At 71.2% G+C, this 18,018-nt stretch carries 16 protein-coding genes; 8 read left to right on the top strand and 8 right to left on the bottom strand.

The window, feature by feature from the left end; translation table 11 throughout:
* Nucleotides 1–205: 205 nt before the first annotated feature.
* The gene (locus ACIGXX_RS31450; RefSeq protein ID WP_351165082.1) at nt 206–1,162 is read left to right on the top strand and encodes an NADP-dependent oxidoreductase; all 957 of its coding nucleotides are present in this window, start codon (nt 206–208) and stop codon (nt 1,160–1,162) included.
* Nucleotides 1,163–1,218: 56 nt separating this feature from the next.
* Here the strand turns inward: ACIGXX_RS31450 and ACIGXX_RS31445 are convergent, their stop codons facing one another.
* The 5 genes from ACIGXX_RS31445 to ACIGXX_RS31425 are packed head-to-tail and all read right to left on the bottom strand — an operon-like array spanning nt 1,219 to nt 3,941.
* Nucleotides 1,219–1,563, bottom strand: a complete 345-nt coding sequence (locus ACIGXX_RS31445) for a DUF202 domain-containing protein (RefSeq protein ID WP_351165081.1) — start codon at nt 1,561–1,563, stop codon at nt 1,219–1,221.
* On the bottom strand, nt 1,560–1,952 hold the full coding sequence (locus tag ACIGXX_RS31440) for a YidH family protein (RefSeq protein ID WP_190082673.1): 393 nt from the start codon (nt 1,950–1,952) through the stop codon (nt 1,560–1,562). Before ACIGXX_RS31440 ends, ACIGXX_RS31445 begins: the two co-directional genes overlap by 4 nt.
* A 20-nt stretch (nt 1,953–1,972) precedes the next feature.
* Entirely contained in the window at nt 1,973–2,509 is a 537-nt protein-coding gene (locus ACIGXX_RS31435) for an NUDIX hydrolase (protein ID WP_399980630.1), read from the bottom strand.
* Between the two features lie 26 nt (nt 2,510–2,535).
* On the bottom strand, nt 2,536–3,309 hold the full coding sequence (locus tag ACIGXX_RS31430) for a glucose 1-dehydrogenase (RefSeq protein WP_351165078.1): 774 nt from the start codon (nt 3,307–3,309) through the stop codon (nt 2,536–2,538).
* A complete protein-coding gene (locus ACIGXX_RS31425; protein ID WP_361463026.1) occupies nt 3,306–3,941 on the bottom strand; it encodes a TetR family transcriptional regulator in 636 nt (211 codons plus the stop codon). The genes ACIGXX_RS31430 and ACIGXX_RS31425 overlap by 4 nt, the downstream gene beginning before the upstream one ends.
* Nucleotides 3,942–4,069: 128 nt before the next feature.
* Between ACIGXX_RS31425 and ACIGXX_RS31420 the strand changes: the two genes are divergently transcribed.
* The 3 genes from ACIGXX_RS31420 (at nt 4,070) to ACIGXX_RS31410 (ending at nt 8,518) form a co-directional block, all read left to right on the top strand.
* Nucleotides 4,070–5,725 (top strand): FAD-binding dehydrogenase, encoded by a 1,656-nt coding sequence (locus ACIGXX_RS31420; RefSeq protein ID WP_351165076.1) that lies wholly within the window; start codon nt 4,070–4,072, stop codon nt 5,723–5,725.
* Between the two features lie 211 nt (nt 5,726–5,936).
* Nucleotides 5,937–6,896, top strand: a complete 960-nt coding sequence (locus tag ACIGXX_RS31415; RefSeq protein ID WP_351165074.1) for a hypothetical protein — start codon at nt 5,937–5,939, stop codon at nt 6,894–6,896.
* A gap of 41 nt (nt 6,897–6,937) precedes the next feature.
* Nucleotides 6,938–8,518: an APC family permease gene (locus ACIGXX_RS31410; protein WP_351165073.1), complete on the top strand. Its 1,581-nt coding sequence runs from the start codon at nt 6,938–6,940 to the stop codon at nt 8,516–8,518.
* A gap of 122 nt (nt 8,519–8,640) precedes the next feature.
* Here ACIGXX_RS31410 and ACIGXX_RS31405 read toward each other — a convergent pair whose 3' ends face one another.
* A complete protein-coding gene (locus ACIGXX_RS31405) occupies nt 8,641–10,038 on the bottom strand; it encodes a gluconate:H+ symporter (RefSeq protein ID WP_351165072.1) in 1,398 nt (465 codons plus the stop codon).
* A gap of 99 nt (nt 10,039–10,137) precedes the next feature.
* Nucleotides 10,138–10,647: a gluconokinase gene (locus ACIGXX_RS31400; RefSeq protein WP_351165070.1), complete on the bottom strand. Its 510-nt coding sequence runs from the start codon at nt 10,645–10,647 to the stop codon at nt 10,138–10,140.
* A gap of 172 nt (nt 10,648–10,819) precedes the next feature.
* On the opposite strand from ACIGXX_RS31400, the gene ACIGXX_RS31395 reads away from it, so the two are divergent.
* Nucleotides 10,820–11,521, top strand: a complete 702-nt coding sequence (locus ACIGXX_RS31395) for an FCD domain-containing protein (protein WP_361463033.1) — start codon at nt 10,820–10,822, stop codon at nt 11,519–11,521.
* Between the two features lie 35 nt (nt 11,522–11,556).
* Nucleotides 11,557–11,964 carry a YchJ family metal-binding protein gene (locus ACIGXX_RS31390; protein WP_351165067.1) on the top strand — a complete coding sequence of 136 codons (408 nt, stop codon included), beginning with the start codon at nt 11,557–11,559 and terminating at the stop codon, nt 11,962–11,964.
* 30 nt (nt 11,965–11,994) lie between these two features.
* Here the strand turns inward: ACIGXX_RS31390 and ACIGXX_RS31385 are convergent, their stop codons facing one another.
* Nucleotides 11,995–13,272, bottom strand: coding sequence for a lipase family protein (locus ACIGXX_RS31385; protein WP_399980620.1), 1,278 nt, complete (start codon nt 13,270–13,272; stop codon nt 11,995–11,997).
* A 357-nt stretch (nt 13,273–13,629) separates the two neighbouring features.
* Between ACIGXX_RS31385 and ACIGXX_RS31380 the strand changes: the two genes are divergently transcribed.
* Nucleotides 13,630–16,506, top strand: a complete 2,877-nt coding sequence (locus ACIGXX_RS31380; RefSeq protein WP_361463039.1) for a peroxidase family protein — start codon at nt 13,630–13,632, stop codon at nt 16,504–16,506.
* Entirely contained in the window at nt 16,493–17,896 is a 1,404-nt protein-coding gene (locus ACIGXX_RS31375; RefSeq protein ID WP_399980616.1) for a hypothetical protein, read from the top strand. Before ACIGXX_RS31380 ends, ACIGXX_RS31375 begins: the two co-directional genes overlap by 14 nt.
* The last annotated feature ends 122 nt before the right edge of the window (nt 17,897–18,018 follow it).

Below are 18,018 nucleotides of genomic sequence, written 5' to 3'. Positions count from 1 at the left end.
CCACCCCCCAGGCCATGTCCTCGACAAGGGGAGGTAGTCATGCCAACTCCGAAGGCCGGTAACCCCGTTGCGGGGCTACGAAAACGGTAATGGGGAGGGTGTGACCCTCTCAGGCTAGTACTCAATGCCCCTTTGGTGGGGATATGGAAGCCTTGTCGATGTTTCCACCACCCGGCCACGAAGGCACTCCCATGAAGCCGACCCCATGAAGGCGATCAGCTACCGCCGGTACGGCGGCCCCGAAGTCCTCGAGTACGGCGATGTGCGCGACCCCAAGGTCGGCCCCGACTCCGTCCTGGTGAAAGTCCGCGCCGCGTCGGTCAACCCCGTCGACTGGAAGTGCATGGGCGGGCACCTCGACGCCATCCTCGACCCCGTCTACCCGGTGATCCCCGGCTGGGACGTCGCGGGCGTCGTGGTGCAGCCCGGCGTCGCCGTTCCGGAGTACGTGGTGGGCGACGAGGTCATCGGCTACGTACGCGAGGACTTCCTCTCGCGCGGCACCTTCGCCGAGTACGTCGCGGCCCCCGTGCGCACCCTCGCCCGCAAGCCGCGCAACCTCACCTTCGAGGAGGCGTCGGGCCTGCCGCTCGCCGGGCTCACCGCCTACCAGGTGATCACCAAGACGCTCGAGGTGACGGAGGGCGACGTCGTCCTCGTGCACGCGGCGGCCGGCGGCGTCGGCTCCATCGCCGTCCAGCTGGCCCGGCACGCGGGCGCCCGCGTCATCGGCACCGCGAGCGAGCGCAACCACGACTACCTGCGCGAACTGGGCGCGGAGCCGGTCGCCCACGGCGACGGTCTCGCCGAACGCGTACGCGCCCTCGCGCCGGAGGGCGTGGACGCGGCCTTCGACACGATCGGCGGCGACACCCTCAAGGTGTCCGCCGAGCTCCTGGCGCCCGGCGGCCGTCTCGCGTCGATCGCGGACGGCGCGGTGATCGGCCTCGGCGGCCACTACTGCTTCGTACGTCCGGACGCCGACGACCTCCAGCGCCTGACGCAGCTCGTGGAGCAGGACGTCGTCACGGTCCACGTCTCCGAGAGGTTCCCGCTGGAGCGGGCGGCGGACGCCTACCGCCTCAGCGCGGAGGGCCGTACGCGCGGCAAGATCGTCGTCACGGTGGACTGGACGACGGAGGACGGGCCCGCCAAGCATTGAGAAGGGGCCCGCCAAGCCCTGAGGGCGCGCTGTTCCGAGCCGCGATCAGAACACGCTCAGAACACCATGGCCGTCGCGCACGCCGCGAGCGCCATCGTGCACAGCGCCGCCGTCGCGGCGGCCCGTGCCGGAAGCCTCAGCGGCCTGTTGGTGGCGGCGAGCTCGGTCATCCTGCGGTGCGCCACGCCCAGGAAGCCGAGCCACAGGAGCAGGCAGAGGGCGCAGGCGACGACGGAAAGGGCGCCGGCCCCCTCCTGGAGGGCGGCCCGCGCCGCGAGGACCGCGGCGACGGTGCAGGACAGGGTCGTACGCCGCCACGCGAGCCGCGTGCGCTCCGGCTGAAGCCCCGGATCGCGCTCGTGGACCCGAGGCTCGTCCCGGCCCTCGTCCTGGTCGGTCACCCTTCCCACCCGAAGAGCACGACGACGACCATGGCGAGGGCCACGACCGCGACGGCCAGGCTCAGGACGGTCGGGAAGCGCGAGACCGGCAGATCCTCGCCGCGCCGCATGGCCCGCTCGCAGCGCACCCAGTGGTTGACCGCGCGCAGCGAGCTGAGCACACCGGCCGCCAGCAGGGCCAGCGCGAGCCCGATGCGCCAGCCCCAGCGCAGGTCCGGCAGGAACTGGTCCACCGCGAAGCCGCCGCCGATGAGGGCGAGCGCGGTGCGCAGCCAGGCCAGGAAGGTGCGTTCGTTGGCGAGCGAGAAGCGGTAGTCGGGGGTGTCGCCCTCGTCGCGGATCCGCTCGGGCGCGAACCACAGGCGCAGGCTCTGTACGAAGTTGCTCACTCGCCGCACCCTAACCGGCTCTAACCCGCACGGAACTCCCGCAGCCGCTCGTACGCGGCGAGCCCGTCCGGTACCCACGCCCACTCGGCGAGCCGCTGCGTGAGCTCCTCCTCGGTGAGGAAGGCGTGCCAGGCGACCTCCTCGACCTGCGGGTCCACGGGCAGGTCGCAGCGCACCTCGTAGAGGTGGGACCACCAGGTGTGCCCCGCGCCGTCGTCGTACAGGAACTTGAACAGCGGTGTGGGGCGCGGGAGTCCATGGACCCCGAGCTCCTCCTCCGCCTCGCGCAGGGCGGCGTCGTCGTAGGACTCGCCGGCCCCGACGACACCGCCGACGAACATGTCGTACATCGAGGGGAAGACCAGCTTGGTCGGCGTGCGCCGGTGCACGAAGACGCGGCCCTCGGCGTCCCGCGCCTGGATGAACACGCAGCGGTGGCGCAGGCCCCGCGCGTACGCCTCACCGCGCGGGGCCTCGCCGACGACCTCGTCGTTCTCGTCGACGATGGACAGGATCTCTTCACTGGGGTCGGGCACGGGCCGGTTGTTCGTCGTCATGCCGACCATCCAACCGCACCGCGATCTCACTGCCCCATGACGTACTTCACGGTGGGGCCCGCGGTCCAGCCGCCGTCGACGGCGAGCTCGGCGCCGGTCACGTACGAGGCGGCGTCCGAGAGCAGGAAGATCATGGCGCCCGCGATCTCGTGCGGCTCGCCGACCCGGCCCATCGGGGTGTTGGGGTACTTGCCCTCGCCCTTCTCGATGCCCACCTGCGCGGTCATGGGGGTGTACGTCATGCCCGGGTGGACGGAGTTGACGCGGATGCGGGCGGTCCCGAGTTCCACGGCGCCGATCTTGGTGAGCCCGCGGACGCCCCACTTGGACGCGCCGTACCCGGCGGTGAGCGCGAGGCCCATGAGCCCGGCCGCGGAGGAGATGTTGACGATGGACCCGCCGCCCGCCTCCTTCATGGCCGGGACGACGCTCTTCATGCCGATGAAGACGCCGGTGAGGTTGATGTCGAGCACCTTGCGGAAGTGCTCGACCGACTCCGACTCCAGGAACTGGCCCGTGGATATGCCGGCGTTGTTGACCAGGCCGTGCACCCCGCCGAACTCGGTGACCGCGAGCTCCACGACGCGCTGCCAGTCCTCCTCCGACGTCACGTCGTGGTGCGCGAAACGGGCGCGCTCGCCGAGCTCGGCGGCGGTCACCTCGCCCTCCTTGTCGAGGACGTCGGTCAGGACGACGTTCGCACCGGCGGCCACCGCCTGGCGGGCGGCCTCGGCGCCCAGGCCGCGGGCGGCGCCGGTGATGATGACGGTCCTGCCGGTGAGGTCGTGCGCTTGGCTCATGGTTCTCTCCGTGCGGCTGGGGCCCGCAGCAGGGCCGTGGTGGTCTCTACGAGGTCGGCGAGGAACAGCTCCTCGCCGGTCAGGGGGGCGGTCCCGGCCAGGTACTGACCGGCGCGGTCGGCCATGGCGGCGCCGACGAGGGTGAGGGCCAGGTCCAGGCGTTCGAGCCGGAGCGGCTCGGGCAGGTCGGTGAGGCAGCCCTCCACGCGGCCGATCAGCTCCCAGTAGACGGTGCCGTCCAGGGTGGGGTGCGGGGTGCGCGTGCGCACGCCGCTCTCGTGGCTGAGCTGGGTGGAGATGCGCAGACAGCGGCGGCCCCGCTCGGTGCGCAGCTCGCTGGCCTCGGCGGCCACGAGCGCGCGCAGGAGCCGGCGGAGCTGGTCGGGGGCCGGCGCCCGCTCGTCCAGTTCGGCCGTGAGCACCTGTTCCGTACGCCTCTGGCGCTCGGCCATGACGGCGTCCAGGAGGCCCGCGCGGCTGCCGAAGTGGTACTGCACGGCGGAGGGATTGCTCTGCCCGGCGAGCCGGACGATGTCGCGCAGTTGCGCGCCGTGCACGCCCTGCGCGGCGAAGACCTCCTCGCCCGCGCGGATCAGCTTCTCGCGGGTCTCGGGTCCTGATGTCCTGGCCATGACGCCATTGTAATGCTGGCCATTATTAAAAGCGAGGCGCTGTTCACCGGGCCAGACGGTTGACGCCGACCCCGCGGTTACTCAGGATCTGACTCACCAGTAAGCCCCTGCTTAGGAGGAACCCCCCGATGGCCTACGACGCAGACGTCATCGTGATCGGCGCGGGCCTCGCCGGGCTCGCGGCCACCGCGGAACTCGTCGACGCGGGCCGCCGGGTCATCCTCCTCGACCAGGAGCCCGAGCAGTCGCTCGGCGGCCAGGCGCACTGGTCCTTCGGAGGGCTCTTCTTCGTCGACTCCCCGGAGCAGCGCCGGCTGCGGATCAAGGACTCGCACGCCCTGGCCCTCCAGGACTGGATGGGCACGGCCGCCTTCGACCGCCCCGAGGACCACTGGCCACGCACATGGGCCGAGGCGTACGTCGACTTCGCGGCCGGCGAGAAGCGCTCCTGGCTGCACGAGCAGGGCGTGCGGTTCTTCCCCGTGGTCGGCTGGGCCGAGCGCGGCGGCTACGACGCACAGGGGCACGGCAACTCCGTGCCCCGCTTCCACATCACCTGGGGTACGGGCCCGGGTCTCGTCGCCCCCTTCGAGCGCCGCGTCCGCGAAGGCGTCGCCCGCGGCCTCGTCCAGCTCAAGTTCCGCCACCGCGTCTCCGGGCTCTCCCGCAGCGCGGGCAGCGTCGACACCGTCACCGGCGAGGTCCTCGAACCCTCCGACGCCGAGCGCGGCAGGCCCAGCAGCCGTGAGGTCACCGGGTCCTTCGAGCTCCGGGCCCAGGCGGTGATCGTCACCTCCGGAGGCATCGGCGGCAACCACGACCTCGTGCGCGCCAACTGGCCCGAAAGGCTCGGCACTCCGCCGCAGCGGATGGTCTCCGGGGTGCCCGCGCACGTCGACGGGCGGATGCTCGGCATCACCGAGGGGGCGGGCGCGCGTCTGATCAACCGCGACCGCATGTGGCACTACACCGAGGGCATCCAGAACTGGAACCCCATCTGGGACAACCACGGCATCCGCATCCTGCCGGGCCCCTCCTCGCTCTGGCTGGACGCGCGCGGCGACCGGCTGCCCGTCCCGCTGTTCCCCGGCTTCGACACCCTCGGCACGCTGGAACACATCATGAAATCCGGGTACGAATACACCTGGTTCGTGCTCAACCAGCGCATCATCGGCAAGGAGTTCACGCTCAGCGGCTCCGAGCAGAACCCCGACCTCACCGGCAAGTCCGTGCGCGGCGTCATCGACCGGGCGCGCGCCGACGTGGCCGCCCCCGTGAAGGCGTTCATGGACAACGGCGCCGACTTCGTCGTGGAGAAGGACCTCTCCTCCCTCGTGCGCGGCATGAACGCGCTCACCAAGGAGCCCCTCATCGACGAGGCCGCGCTGCGCCGCACGATCACCGCGCGCGACCGCGAGATCGCCAACCCCTTCACCAAGGACCTCCAGGTCACCGCCATCCACGGCGCCCGCAAGTTCCTCGGCGACCGGCTCATCAGGGCCGCCGCCCCGCACCGCATCCTCGACCCCAAGGCGGGCCCGCTGGTCGCGGTGCGGCTCAACATCCTCACCCGCAAGACCCTCGGCGGCCTGGAGACCGACCTGTCCTCGCGCGTCCTGACCGAGGGCGGTCAGCCGCTTCCCGGTGTGTACGCGGCAGGCGAGGCCGCCGGGTTCGGCGGCGGGGGAGTGCACGGCTACCGCTCGCTCGAAGGCACCTTCCTCGGCGGCTGCCTCTTCTCGGGGCGCGCGGCCGGCCGGGCGGCCGCCAAGTCGGTGGAGTGACGGGGTCGTTCGTCGCATCGCTGCGTGATCGTCGCCGCTTGTCCGAATCGTGTCCTTGCGGGCAACTCCGCAGGTGGGGGATGAAGTCTGCGGATTCTGAAACGAGTTGGTGAAGGCACTCAGGGTAGTCACACCTTGACTGGAGGGCTGCCTACCGCTTTGCTGTGCGTGATCATCCGCACGCGAGCCGCGCCGGGGAGGAAGTCCCGCGGTGTCACCACCCCCACCCCCCTTGGGCCGTTCCCGCAAGCGAGCGGCCTACGCCTTCGACCCCGCACTCGACGACGCCGAACTCGCGGGCGCCCGCGCCGCGCTGGCCCAGGGCCGCTGGACCGAGGTCCGCGCGCTGCTCGCCGACACCGGCGACGACTGGGACCGCAGGGGCCACCGCTTCGACGTCCTCGCTCAGGAGCACACCACCACCGCCTGGGCCCGTGACTGGCGGCTCGCCGAGCCGGAGAGCACCGACGCCGTCGTGCTCCTCGCCTATGCCTCCGTGCACCTCGCGCTGCGCGGCAAGGGGCGCTCGGAGAAGGCCCGCGAGGCCTGCCGTGAAGTGGCCGCGCTGCTGCCCGCCGACCCCACGCCGTGGCTCGCGCTGCTCACCCTGGAGCGCTCCCTGGGCCGCGAGGAGGACGTCGTCCGGCTCTTCGACGAGGTCCGCCACCGGCACCCCGAGCACCACCACGCCCACCACCTGATGGTGGCCAGGCTCGCCGAGCGGCGCCCCGCCGCGGGCCAGGACCCGCTGCACGAGGTGTACGACTTCGCCGCCTGGGCGGCCGAACAGGCGCCCGAGGACTCGCCGTTGGCGGTGCTTCCCGTCATCGCGCACGCCGAGCGCTACCGCGTCCTGGCCACCGCGGGCAGCGAGCCCGTGAACCCGGCCGCCTCCGAGCACTGGACGGGCCGCAGGGCGCGCCAGGTCATGAAGGCCGCCTTCGACTGGTGGCTGGAGTGGGAGATGCCCGGGACCAGGGCCCACCCGCGCTGCCGCGTCGACCTCAACTTCCTCGCCCACGCCAAGTTCTGCGAGGGCCGGGCGGCCGAGTCGGCCGCCCTCTTCCACCGCATCGGGCGGCACGCGACCCGAGAACCCTGGTCGTACCCGGACCGGGACCCGTACAAGGCGTTCACCGCCGCGCGCAACGCCGCGCTCGGCTCCGCCTGACCCACCGCACCAACCGGCCCACTCGAAAGGACAACCGCGCCATGGCGACGGGCAGTTCGAGCAGCACGAGCGACACGAGACCCGCGAGCAGGGCCGCCAAGGGCGCCGCCGACGGCAGCGGGATCAGCACGTACAAGGGCCAGGAGACGGCGCTGCGCGCGGGCCGCCTCGGCACGGCGGGCCTCTTGCTCTCCGTGCTCGCGGCGACCGGGCCGCTCATGGTCGTCGCGGGCGTCATGCCCACCACGTACGGCGTGATGGGCGTCGTCGGCCAGCCGCTGCTCTTCCTCATCCTCGGCGTGGTCCTCGGCCTGTTCAGCTTCGGGTACGCCGAGATGAGCCGGCACGTCCACAACGCGGGCGCCTTCTACGCGTACATATCGAGGGGCCTGGGCGGCACCGCGGGCGCGGGCGCATCGCTGGTCGCGCTCGTCGCCTACAGCGCTCTTCAGGCGGGCCTCTACGGCCTGCTCGGCTTCGAGGTCTCCGGGCTGCTCAACACCTACTTCGACGTCGAAGTCGCCTGGTGGATACCGGCACTTGTCACCGTCGCCGTCGTCGCCGTGCTCGCCTGGCTGAAGATCGACCTGAACGCGCGCGTGCTCGGCGTGCTGCTGCTGATCGAGGTGGCGCTCGTCGTCATCTTCGACATCGCGGCCATCGCGGACCCGGCCAAGGAAGGCCTGTCCCTGCACGCGTTCAACCCCGACACCCTCACCGGCGCGGGCGTCGCCACCTCGCTCTGCTTCTGCATCGCCGCCTTCACCGGCTTCGAGCAGGCTCCCGTGTACGCCGAGGAGACCAGCCGTCCGCAGGTCGTCGTCGCCCGCGTGATGTTCTTCGCCGTCGGCTTCGTCGCGATCTTCTTCGCGATCAGCTCCTGGGCGCTCACCGTCGCGGCCGGACCCTCCGGCATCGTCCCCGCCGCACAGGAACAGAGCGCCGGCCTGCTCTTCGGGCTCACCGAGTCCCGGCTCGGCGGCACCTTCACCGACGTACTCCATGTCCTGTTCGTGACGGGCATGTTCGCGGCGATCCTCTCCTTCCACAACGTGGTCGCGCGGTACGCCTTCGCCATGGGCCGCGAGGGTCTGCTGCCCGCCGCGTTCGGCAGGACCAACACCTCCACCGGCGCCCCCGGCACCGGCTCGCTGCTCCAGACGGTCGTCTCCGTCGTCGTCGTGGTGGGCTTCGCGGTGGCCGACGACGGCGCGTTCGGCGACCCGACCGCGCCGGTCCTGCACCTGTTCACCTGGGGCGGCAACATCGGCGCCCTGGGCGTCATCCTCCTGATGGCCACCGCGTCCGTCGCGGTCATCGTCTTCTTCGTACGCCGAGGGGCCGCGCGCGCCCAGGCCTGGCGCATCACCGCGTCCGCCCTCGCCGCGGTCGGCCTGCTCGTCATCGCGGGCTACACCGTCAAGGACTTCGACGTCCTGGTCGGCGCGGGCCCCGACTCGGCGCTCAGCTGGGTGCTGCCCGGCATCATCCTGCTGGCGGCCGTGATCGGCGTGGTCTACGGCGCGTTCCTGCGCTCGACCAGGCCGGAGGCGCACGCGCGGATCGGTCTCGGCAACGAGGCGTTCCAGCTGGAGAAGGCCGCAAAGACCCCGGGCGAGTAGCGGGCCCGCGAAAGGTGACGGCCGGGCTGGAGTATCCAGCCCGGCCGAAATCTTTCACCCCGTCCGGCGCTTCGGGTTTGGGGGAAGGAGCGGGGTCGGGGAAGAACCCCGCCCTGACCCCGCTAAATCACGAGCGACAGCAGAAGCACCAGCCCGCCCGCGACCACGGAGATGATCGTCTCCATGACCGACCAGGTCTTGATCGTCTGCCCCACGTCCAGCCCGAAGTACTCCTTCACCAGCCAGAACCCCGCATCGTTCACATGCGAGAAGAAGAGCGAACCGGCCCCGATGGCAAGCACCAGCAGCGCCGTGTGCGAGGTGGACATGTCCGCGGCCAGCGGCGCCACGAGCCCGGCGGCCGAGATGGTGGCCACCGTCGCCGACCCCGTGGCGAGACGGATCACCACGGCGATCAGCCACGCAAGGAGCAGCGCCGGAATCGACCAGTCCTTGGAGATGTCGAGGACCATCTGACCGACACCGGAGTCGATGAGGGTCTGCTTGAAGCCACCACCCGCACCGACGATCATCAGCACACCGGCGATCGGCGCGAGCGACTTCTCGACGGTGGTCGAGAGCCGGTCCTTGGTGAAGCCGGCCGCACGGCCCAGCGTGAACATGCCTACGATCACCGCGGCGAGCAGCGCGATCAGCGGTGAACCGATGACGTCGAAGACCCGCTGGACCGTGTGCTCGGGGTTGTCGACGATGATGTCGACCAGGGCCTTGGCCAGCATCATCACGACGGGCAGCAGCACGGTCGCGACCGTCACACCGAACCCGGGACGCTTTTCCAGGTCCTCCGAAGGACGCTGCGGCATCATCTTCTCGGGGGCGGGGACATCGACCCACTTCGCCGCGTACTTCGAGAAGACCGGCCCGGCGATGATCACCGTCGGGATGGCGACGAGGACGCCGAGGGCCAGCGTGACGCCCAGGTTCGCGTCCACCGCGTCGATCGCGACCAGCGGGCCGGGGTGCGGCGGAATGAGACCGTGCATCACGGACAGACCGGCCAGGGCCGGGATGCCGATCCGCATCAGCGAGTAGTTGCCGCGCTTGGCGACCATCAGGACGACCGGGATCAGCAGCACGATGCCGACCTCGAAGAAGAGCGGAAGCCCGATCACCGAGGCGATCAGGACCATCGCCCACGGCATGGAACGCCCGCCCGCCTTGGCGAGGATCGTGTCGACGATCTGGTCCGCGCCGCCGGAGTCGGCGAGCAGCTTGCCCAGGATCGCGCCGAGGGCGATCAGCACGCCCACGCCCGCGACCGTCGAGCCGAGACCCGCGGTGAAGCTGGTGATCGCCTTGTCGAGCGGGGCGCCGGCGAAGGCGCCGAGGGCGAGCGACCCGATGGTCAGGGCCAAGAAGGCGTGCAGCTTGAACTTCGTGATGAGCAGGACGATGACGGCGATGCCCGCGAGGACGGCGATACCCAGCTGGGCATGGCCAGCGGAGGTGATCGGCTCGACGGCGTCCGCTGCCAGCATCTCAACGCTGAGACTGGTCACGGTGGCTTCCTTGTGCGTCAGGGGAGGGGGGTGCGGGGGGACAGGGGTTCACGGGGAGACGGGGTTCGGGTGCACGACGGGGTTCGGGTGCACGGGGGACTACTGGTCGAGCGCTCCCAGGGCCTGGAAGGCGCGCTCGCTGATCTCTTCCGGACCGCCGGTGACGTCGACCGCCACGCCCGCCTCGTCCGCGCCGAGCGGCTGGAGCGTGGCGAACTGCGAGTCGAGCAGGGCCGTCGGCATGAAGTGGCCCTGCCGGTGGGACATCCGGTCCTCGATGAGGGCCCGGTCGCCGGTGAGGTGGACGAAGACGACGCCGGGAGCCGCGGCCCGCAGGCGGTCGCGGTAGCTGCGCTTCAGCGCGGAGCTGCTGACCACACCGCCGAGCCCGGCCCTGCCGTGGGCCCAGGCACCGATGGCGTCGAGCCACGGCCAGCGGTCGTCGTCGGTCAGCGGGGTCCCGGCCGACATCTTGGCGATGTTCGCCGGGGGGTGGAAGTCGTCGCCCTCGGCGTAGGGAACGCCGAGCTGTGCCGCGAGCAGGGGACCGATCGTCGTCTTGCCGGTTCCTGCCACGCCCATCACTACGACGACGTGGGGGGTGCTCATCGCTGTCCTGCCTTGCTGTCTTCATCGACATCGGTCGGTCACGAGCCACGGGCCGGGGGGAGACCCGTGGCTCGTTCACGTCACTGAAACCCATTAGGTCTGACGAATTCAAGAGTCTGTGACACAAAAGTCTGACTTTTTGTTCCCGAGGGTCCCCACATACCCTGACGTCATGACCGCACAGGCCCGTGGGCTGCACGCTCGCGTACTGGAAAGCCTCGGGCCCGCCATCACCGGCGGCGAGTACCCGCCGGGCAGTGTGCTGCGCACGGACGAGCTCTCCCAGCGCTTCGAGGTGTCCCGGTCCGTCGTACGGGAAGCGGTGCGGGTCCTGGAGTCGATGCACCTCGTCGAGTCCCGGCGCCGGGTCGGCGTGACCGTCCTGCCCACCGCGGAGTGGAACGTCTACGACCCGCAGGTCATCCGGTGGCGTCTGGCCGGCGCCGACCGGCCGCGCCAGCTGCGCTCCCTCACGGTCCTGCGCTCGGCGATCGAACCGGCCGCGGCGGGGCTCGCCGCCCAGCACGCCACGCCCGAGCAGTGCGCGGCCCTCACCGAGTGCGCACTGGGCATGGTCGCCACCTCGCGCGGACAGCAGCTGGAGGGCTACCTCTTCCACGACATCAACTTCCACCGCATCGTCCTGAACGCGTCGGGCAACGAGATGTTCGCCCGCCTCGGCGACGTCGTCGCGGAGGTCCTGGCGGGCCGTACCCACCACCAGGTCATGTTCGAGGACCCGGACCCGGCGGCCGTCACCCTGCACGTCCGGCTCGCGGAAGCGGTGCGCGAGGGCGACGCGGTGCGGGCCGAGAAGCTGACGCGCGAGATCGCGGTGGGGGCGCTGCACGAACTGGACATTCTCGCCCCGTAGCGAACCGCCCTTCCGGGACAGGGACAATGGTCCGCATGTCCCGACGCGCCGCCCGCCCCCAGACCACCGCCTGCCCCTGCGGCCACCCCGAGCCGTACGAGAAGTGCTGCGGCCGGCTGCACCGGGGCGAGGTCGCGGCCACCGTGCCCGAGGAGCTGATGCGCTCCCGCTACTGCGCCTTCGCCGTCAAGGACGAGGCGTACCTCCTGCGCACCTGGCACCCGCGCACCAGGCCGCCGGGCGTCGAGTTCGACCCGGGCCTGCGCTGGGTCGGCCTGGAGATCCTGGACATCGCGGACGGCACCGCGTTCCACACCACCGGCACCGTCGAGTTCCGGGCCCGCTACACCGACGGGGGCCGCAAGGAGTCCCTGCACGAGCGGAGCCGCTTCGAGCGGCTCGACGGGGTGTGGGTGTACGTCGACGGCGCGTTCATCGACTAGCCGCCGACGTCCGCCCTCCCGTCCGCCGTCTCAGCGGATGTCCCCGTACTCGCTCATCACCCCCGGCGGAGCCAGCGCGTTCACGTAGTGCCCTGGGCCGTGGTCCTCGAAGGAGTACGTGAACGGGACGCTGCGGGTCAGCGCGAGCCGGGCCGCGAAGAACGCCAGGGGCGCCACCACCGCAAGTCCCGCCAGGCTGTCCATCTGCGGGTAGCGCGGCGCCGGATCACGCACCTCGACCCAGCCGGACTGCCTGCCGGGCCCCCGCGCCAGATCGGCCAGGGCCCGCCCCACCGCCTTCGCCCGGCGCCCCGCCGTCGCGGGCAGCCGGCCCCCGAGCAGATCGCCCGGCAGGGACAGCGTCTCGATCAGCGCCTCGGCCGCGAGCGTGAGGGCGCCGTCGACCGTGCCCCGCCGATGCCGGTAGTGGAACTCGCGGCCGAAGGGCGCGTAGGGCCCGACCGGGCGCGGCGGCAGCGAGGGCACGACATCGCGGTCGTAGATGTAGCGGATGAGCCGGTCGCGCAGCACGTGGACGCCCCGCGGATCGCTGGCCTGATGGCAGGCGCGGGCCAGGTCCGGGCCGCCGAGCATGGGCTGGCCGAAGGTGTAGACGGCCTTCAGGCGTTCCGCGACGGCGGCGTACCGCGGCTCGTGGGCCAGCACGACGCCCATCAGCGCCGCCATCGCACCGCCCAGGCTGTGCCCGGTGATGTAGAGCGCCTCCATGCCGTCGCCCACCGTGCCCTGTTCGTCGGGGTCGACCGACTCGCCGCGCAGCGCCCGCTCCAGGGCCTGCATGACCAGATACCGGGAGGCCCGCATGTTGCGGTAGAAGCCCGCGTGCACGTCGTACCGCTCGCCGCCCAGGTCCACATGGAGCATCTCGGGCCGTACGTCGGCGTCGGTGAGGATGCTGATGATGTCCTCGGGCTGGGTGCCGCGATAGCAGAGGATCACCACCCGCCGGTCCTTGTCCTGGAGCAGGTACGCCGCCGACGCGATGTACAGCGCCCCCACCCGCTGCTCGAAGACCCGGCAGCGGTTCTCCTCCAGGCCCAGCCGCGCCATGATCATGGCGAGCGTCGCCGGGTCGGGGTCCTCGGGGGTGCCCGCGTAGGAGTACGCCGCGCAGGTCGCCAGGGCGTGCGGGACCACGCCGTCCGGATCGGGCTGCGCCTTGTCCGCCAACAGCCGCTCCACCAGGTCGGGATAGACCGGGAAGCCCACCGCGGGGCCGGTTCCGGTGACGTCCTTGTACGGGCGCAGATCGGCGAAGGGCGGCGCCGTGGCGTGCTGGTCCCGCATGGCTTCCCCCGGAACGGGCGGTGACGGCAAGGGAGTTGTGAGCACACCACCGGCCCGATCCGCAGTCAACTCGCGCGCGCCGGGCCCCCGTCCACCCGTAACGGACCGGCCATCGGCGAGCTCGGCTCCTGTGGCTGCTGTGGGAGAAGACCCCAGAGAGACATCCGGACGATCACCCGTGCCGCGCCGCACGGCCGCCCCAGGGCGCCCGACGGGCCCAAATGCCGCCGCCCGCCTGCCTGTTCGAGGCCCACGCGGCGCCCCGCACATAGGCGGGAACACGCGCTGCGGCCGTCCGGTGCCGCCAGTAGCGTCCTAGCCCCCGTCCCGTACGCCTGCGTGCGAAGGAAATGCCTGATGGCCGACACCGGAGAGTACGAGCAGACCTACGAGCGCTACGTGGGCGGCAGCCCCGAGGCGGAGCACCGCCTCTTCGAGCGCCTGGCCCGCGAACTGATGAAGGTCCAGGCGAAGAACCGGCGTACAAGTAATGCCGGTTCCCTCGCGCGCACCCAGCACGCGAAGTCCGCGCTCGGCGTGGAGAACGCCCGCCTCACCTTCCACGACGACATCCCCGAGGCCCTGCGCAGCGGATTCGTCAAACCCGGCGCCGAGTATCCGGCGACCGTGCGGCTCTCCAACGCCAGCGGCACCCGGCAGCCCGACGCCGTGGCCGACCTGCGCGGCGTGGCCGTGCGTGTGCGGGTGTCGGACGAGGAGAGCCACGACCTGCTCGCCACCAACTTCCCGGTGTCGCACGCCCGCGACGCCCGCGAGTTCGTCGCCTTCGCCAAGGCCATGGCGGGCGCCAACAGCACGCTGGAGAAGGCCTTCGGCCTGTTCGTGAAGCTCCCGCTGGCCGTCGGCCTGTCCACCGCGACCCGCATGCGGCGCAACATCCAGGCCGCCACCCGGCACAAGGTCGACAGCCTCGCCAAGGAGACGTACTGGAGCCGCGGCGCCATCCTCTGGGGCGACGCGGGACCGGTCCGCTACCTCCTGCGGCCCGTCGTGGGCAGCGCCCCCGAGCCCAAGCCCGAGCGCCGCGACCCCGGCTTCCTGCACCGCGAACTGGCCCACCGCCTCGTCACCTCGGACGTCGCCTTCGACCTGTGCGTCCAGCGGTACGTGGACGAGAAGCGCACCCCCATCGAGGACGGCTCGGTGGAGTGGAAGGACGCCGTCACGCCCGCGGAGCCCATCGGCCGCCTCACCGTGCCGCGCCAGGACCTGGCCACCGCCGAGGCGCAGGCGGCGGCGGGGAGGGTCGAGGAGCTCGCCTTCAACCCCTGGTACACCACCGACGCGTTCCGCCCCCTCGGCAACCTCAACCGCGCCCGCAAGGCCGCGTACGAGGCCAGCGCCGCCCACCGCAAGGGCCTGCGCTTCAGCACCGAGGAGCCGCTGCGCAACACGGTGCTGGGCATCCCCGTCGGACGGTTCTTCGCCGCGCTGAACCGCTATGTGCCGTGGCACAGGCTGCCGTTGGAGGCGAGCCTGCTGAACCTGGTCTTCCTGCGCAAGGCGCTGCGGCGCCTCAACCTCATCGACACCGACATCCCCGAGGCGCCGCCGAAGGCCGTGCCCGTGCCGACGCCGGCCGACGAGCGGCTGCGCACCGCCCGGTCGTACGACGGGACGTACAACGACCTCTCCGCGCCCTCCATGGGGGCCGTGGGCGCGGCCTTCGGACGCAACCTGAAACCGGACTACCGGCCCGACCTCTTCGACACCCCGAACCCGGTCACCGTCAGCCGCGAACTTCTCCAGCGCGACACCTTCGTGCCGGCGACCACGCTCAACATACTGGCCGCCGCCTGGATCCAGTTCCAGGTCCACGACTGGGTCAACCACCGCCGCTACCCCGTCGGCGGCAAGGCCGTCGAGGTGCCGCTGCCGCCCGGCAGCACCTGGCACAACACGCCCGGCGGGCCGCCCGAGAACGTGATGCGCTTCGCCGAGAACGAGGGCATCGAGCTGCCTGGAAACAAGCCCCCGATCCTCTTCGCCAACACCGCGTCCCACTGGTGGGACGGCTCCGAGGTGTACGGCGCTGACGAGCAGACCGCCAGGTTCCTGCGCGAGGCCGACGGCAGCGCCGACCTCCGCCTGGAGGACGGCCATCTGCCCTCCGGCCAGAACGGCATCCCGCTCACCGGCTTCAACGAGAGCTGGTGGCTCGGCCTCAGCGCGATGCACACGCTCTTCGCCCGCGAGCACAACGCGGTCTGCGCGGCGCTGCGCCACGAGTACCCCGCGATGAGCGAGGACAGCATCTACCACACGGCACGCCTGGTCGTCTCCGCCCTCATCGCCAAGATCCACACGGTGGAGTGGACCCCGGCGATCCTCGCCACCGAGGCGATCGACCTCGGCCTGCACACCAACTGGGAAGGCCCGCCCAACAACTGGCTGAACAAGCTCGGCCTGTGGCTCCTGGAGTCCCACTCGCTGACCGGCATCCCCAAGACGCTGCCGGACCACCACGCGGCGCCGTACTCCCTCACCGAGGACTTCGTCACCGTCTACCGGATGCACCCGCTGATCCCCGACGACTACGAGATGCGCGAGCACCACTTCGGGCAGCGCCTGGAGAGCCTCACCTTCCAGGACATCCAGGGCGGCGCAGCGGAGGCCGCCATCCGCAAGACGGGCCTGGCCGACACCCTCTACTCCTTCGGCATCGCCCACCCCGGCGCGATCACCCTGAACAACTTCCCGCGCGCGCTGCAGCGCTTCGAGCGCGACGGCGAGATCATCGACCTGTCGGTCGTCGACCTGGTCCGCACCCGCAGGCGGGGCGTGCCGCGCTACAACGACTTCCGCGCGGGCCTGCACAAGCCGCGCATCACCCGCTTCGAGGACCTGAGCCAGGATCCCGAGACCGTCGCGCGCCTCAAGGACGTCTACAGCTCGGTCGACGAGATCGACACCGTGGTCGGCCTGTTCGCCGAGAACCCGCCGACCGGCTTCGGCTTCAGCGACACCGCCTTCCGCATCTTCATCCTGATGGCCACGCGGCGCCTGCAGAGCGACCGCTTCCTGACCGTCGACTACCGCCCCGAGATCTACACGCCCCTGGGCATCGACTGGGTCGACAGGGGCGGCATGAAATCCGTCATCCAGCGGCACGCCCCGGACCTCGCGGGGCTGCTGCCGCGCGACGCGAGCGCGTTCGCGCCGTGGCGGCAGGTGCAGCAGATGCGGGGCGGAGGCAGCGATGCCTCCCGGTGAGGGCGGACCCGACAGCCGGGCGGACGGACACCACCCCGGACTCGCCGACCTCTTCGTACGCCCCCTTCTGGAGACGGTCTGGCGCCGCCGCACCCACCGGGTGAGCCGCGGCGCCACCGTCCCGGCGGGCTCGATGAGTTACGTCTCCAAGGACGACCCGCAGCCGCTGACGGAGCTGGAGGAGGCGGTCCTGATCTCCCTGACGGGCTGCACCGGGCTCACGATGCCCGACCGCCCCTTCGAGGACCCGCGGGACGGCAAGCCGATCATGGCGAAGCCGAACCTGACCATGGCGGGACGCACGGCGGGCAGCCCCGACAACGCGCAGGGCACGCACTTCTTCCTGATCAACGACACCGGCACCTACTACCTGAGGAAGCTGCCCCCGGCGCCGGAGGAGCCCTTCGACGACGTGACCCTGACCGCCCGCGCGCGGGAGGCCAAGGTCAAGGTCCTCGACCACCGCCTGGACGTGGCGGAGGGCCTGCGGGACTTCCCGGCCTACCTGGACTCGAACCGCTTCCTGTCCAACCTGCCGGGCACGACGGTCCTCTTCCCGGTGGTCGACCTGTCCCACCAGTACATCAACGCCCTGATGTACCTGCTCACCCAGCCGGACGGGGCGCGGCCCACCCTGGTGGACGACCGGAACTTCTACCGTCCCGCGGGCGTGAAGAAGTGGATCAAGAACGGCTTCCTGAACGAGCAGATCAAGCTGCCGCTCGGGGCGTTGGGACCGCTGCGCACCCAGATCGAGGCGGACCTGCTGCTCCAGAACCTGATGCTGGTGGCGGAGGCGATGGGCCTGGGCGGCTGGATCCACGCGTCCATCAACCCGCAGATCGCCCTGGGCGACCCGAAGTTCTCCCGCACCTACGGCAGGATGCTGGGCTTCACCTTCGTCACCCCGCGCTGGCGCCCGGCCGACCTGTGGCGCTGGCACATCCCGCTCCCCAAGTACGCCAACGTCCGCTCGCACCCGGTGGGCCTGAAGGCGCCGGGCGGCGAGCAGCTGATCTCCGCCGCGTGCCCGCCCGCGTTCGCTTCGATGTCCGACGCGGTGGACGCGGTGATCCGCGAGAAGTTCGGCCCCGGGGGCGTCTACGGCGACAAGGACGTCTTCACCCGCATCTACCGGGAGGACTACGGCCAGCGCTACCTCGCCGAGGCCAGTGAGTACGAGGAGCGGGTGATCGAGTGCGCCCGCGACATCTGCACCTACATCCTCCAGACGCACCGCCGCTTCCCCGCGCACACGGACGCGATCCACGTGCCCGGGATCTGGCTCCAGGCCCACCACGTGGAGAACGAGTACTACGACAAGTACTTCACCCAGGGTCTGACGCCGGCGCACCGCCGCCACGGAGGTCTGTGGGACGGCCAGGGGTAGCGGGGGCCCAACACCCTCAAGATTGATTTCCACCACGCTCCACCGGATAAGCTCCGCTGCAGCGCCGGGAGTTGACGCGATATCAGTCCGTCGCGCTCCCGGCGCCGTCGCGCTGTCGCACG

The sequence above is a fragment of the Streptomyces sp. NPDC055243 genome (assembly GCF_044544025.1).
In the GTDB taxonomy this organism is placed as follows: Bacteria; Actinomycetota; Actinomycetes; order Streptomycetales; family Streptomycetaceae; genus Streptomyces.
This window is presented reverse-complemented; position numbering and strand designations above follow the sequence as displayed.

Excerpts from the sequence above, each read along its gene's own strand:
- ACIGXX_RS31385 (WP_399980620.1), bottom strand. The coding sequence starts at position 13,272 with ATGCGGGACCAGCACGCCACGGCGCCGCCCTTCGCCGATCTGCGCCCG.
- ACIGXX_RS31430 (WP_351165078.1), bottom strand. The coding sequence starts at position 3,309 with ATGAGCCAAGCGCACGACCTCACCGGCAGGACCGTCATCATCACCGGC.
- ACIGXX_RS31420 (WP_351165076.1), top strand. The coding sequence starts at position 4,070 with ATGGCCTACGACGCAGACGTCATCGTGATCGGCGCGGGCCTCGCCGGG.
- ACIGXX_RS31435 (WP_399980630.1), bottom strand. The coding sequence starts at position 2,509 with ATGACGACGAACAACCGGCCCGTGCCCGACCCCAGTGAAGAGATCCTG.
- ACIGXX_RS31450 (WP_351165082.1), top strand. The coding sequence starts at position 206 with ATGAAGGCGATCAGCTACCGCCGGTACGGCGGCCCCGAAGTCCTCGAG.
- ACIGXX_RS31425 (WP_361463026.1), bottom strand. The coding sequence starts at position 3,941 with ATGGCCAGGACATCAGGACCCGAGACCCGCGAGAAGCTGATCCGCGCG.
- ACIGXX_RS31375 (WP_399980616.1), top strand. The coding sequence starts at position 16,493 with ATGCCTCCCGGTGAGGGCGGACCCGACAGCCGGGCGGACGGACACCAC.
- ACIGXX_RS31380 (WP_361463039.1), top strand. The coding sequence starts at position 13,630 with ATGGCCGACACCGGAGAGTACGAGCAGACCTACGAGCGCTACGTGGGC.
- ACIGXX_RS31390 (WP_351165067.1), top strand. The coding sequence starts at position 11,557 with ATGTCCCGACGCGCCGCCCGCCCCCAGACCACCGCCTGCCCCTGCGGC.
- ACIGXX_RS31395 (WP_361463033.1), top strand. The coding sequence starts at position 10,820 with ATGACCGCACAGGCCCGTGGGCTGCACGCTCGCGTACTGGAAAGCCTC.
- ACIGXX_RS31410 (WP_351165073.1), top strand. The coding sequence starts at position 6,938 with ATGGCGACGGGCAGTTCGAGCAGCACGAGCGACACGAGACCCGCGAGC.
- ACIGXX_RS31400 (WP_351165070.1), bottom strand. The coding sequence starts at position 10,647 with ATGAGCACCCCCCACGTCGTCGTAGTGATGGGCGTGGCAGGAACCGGC.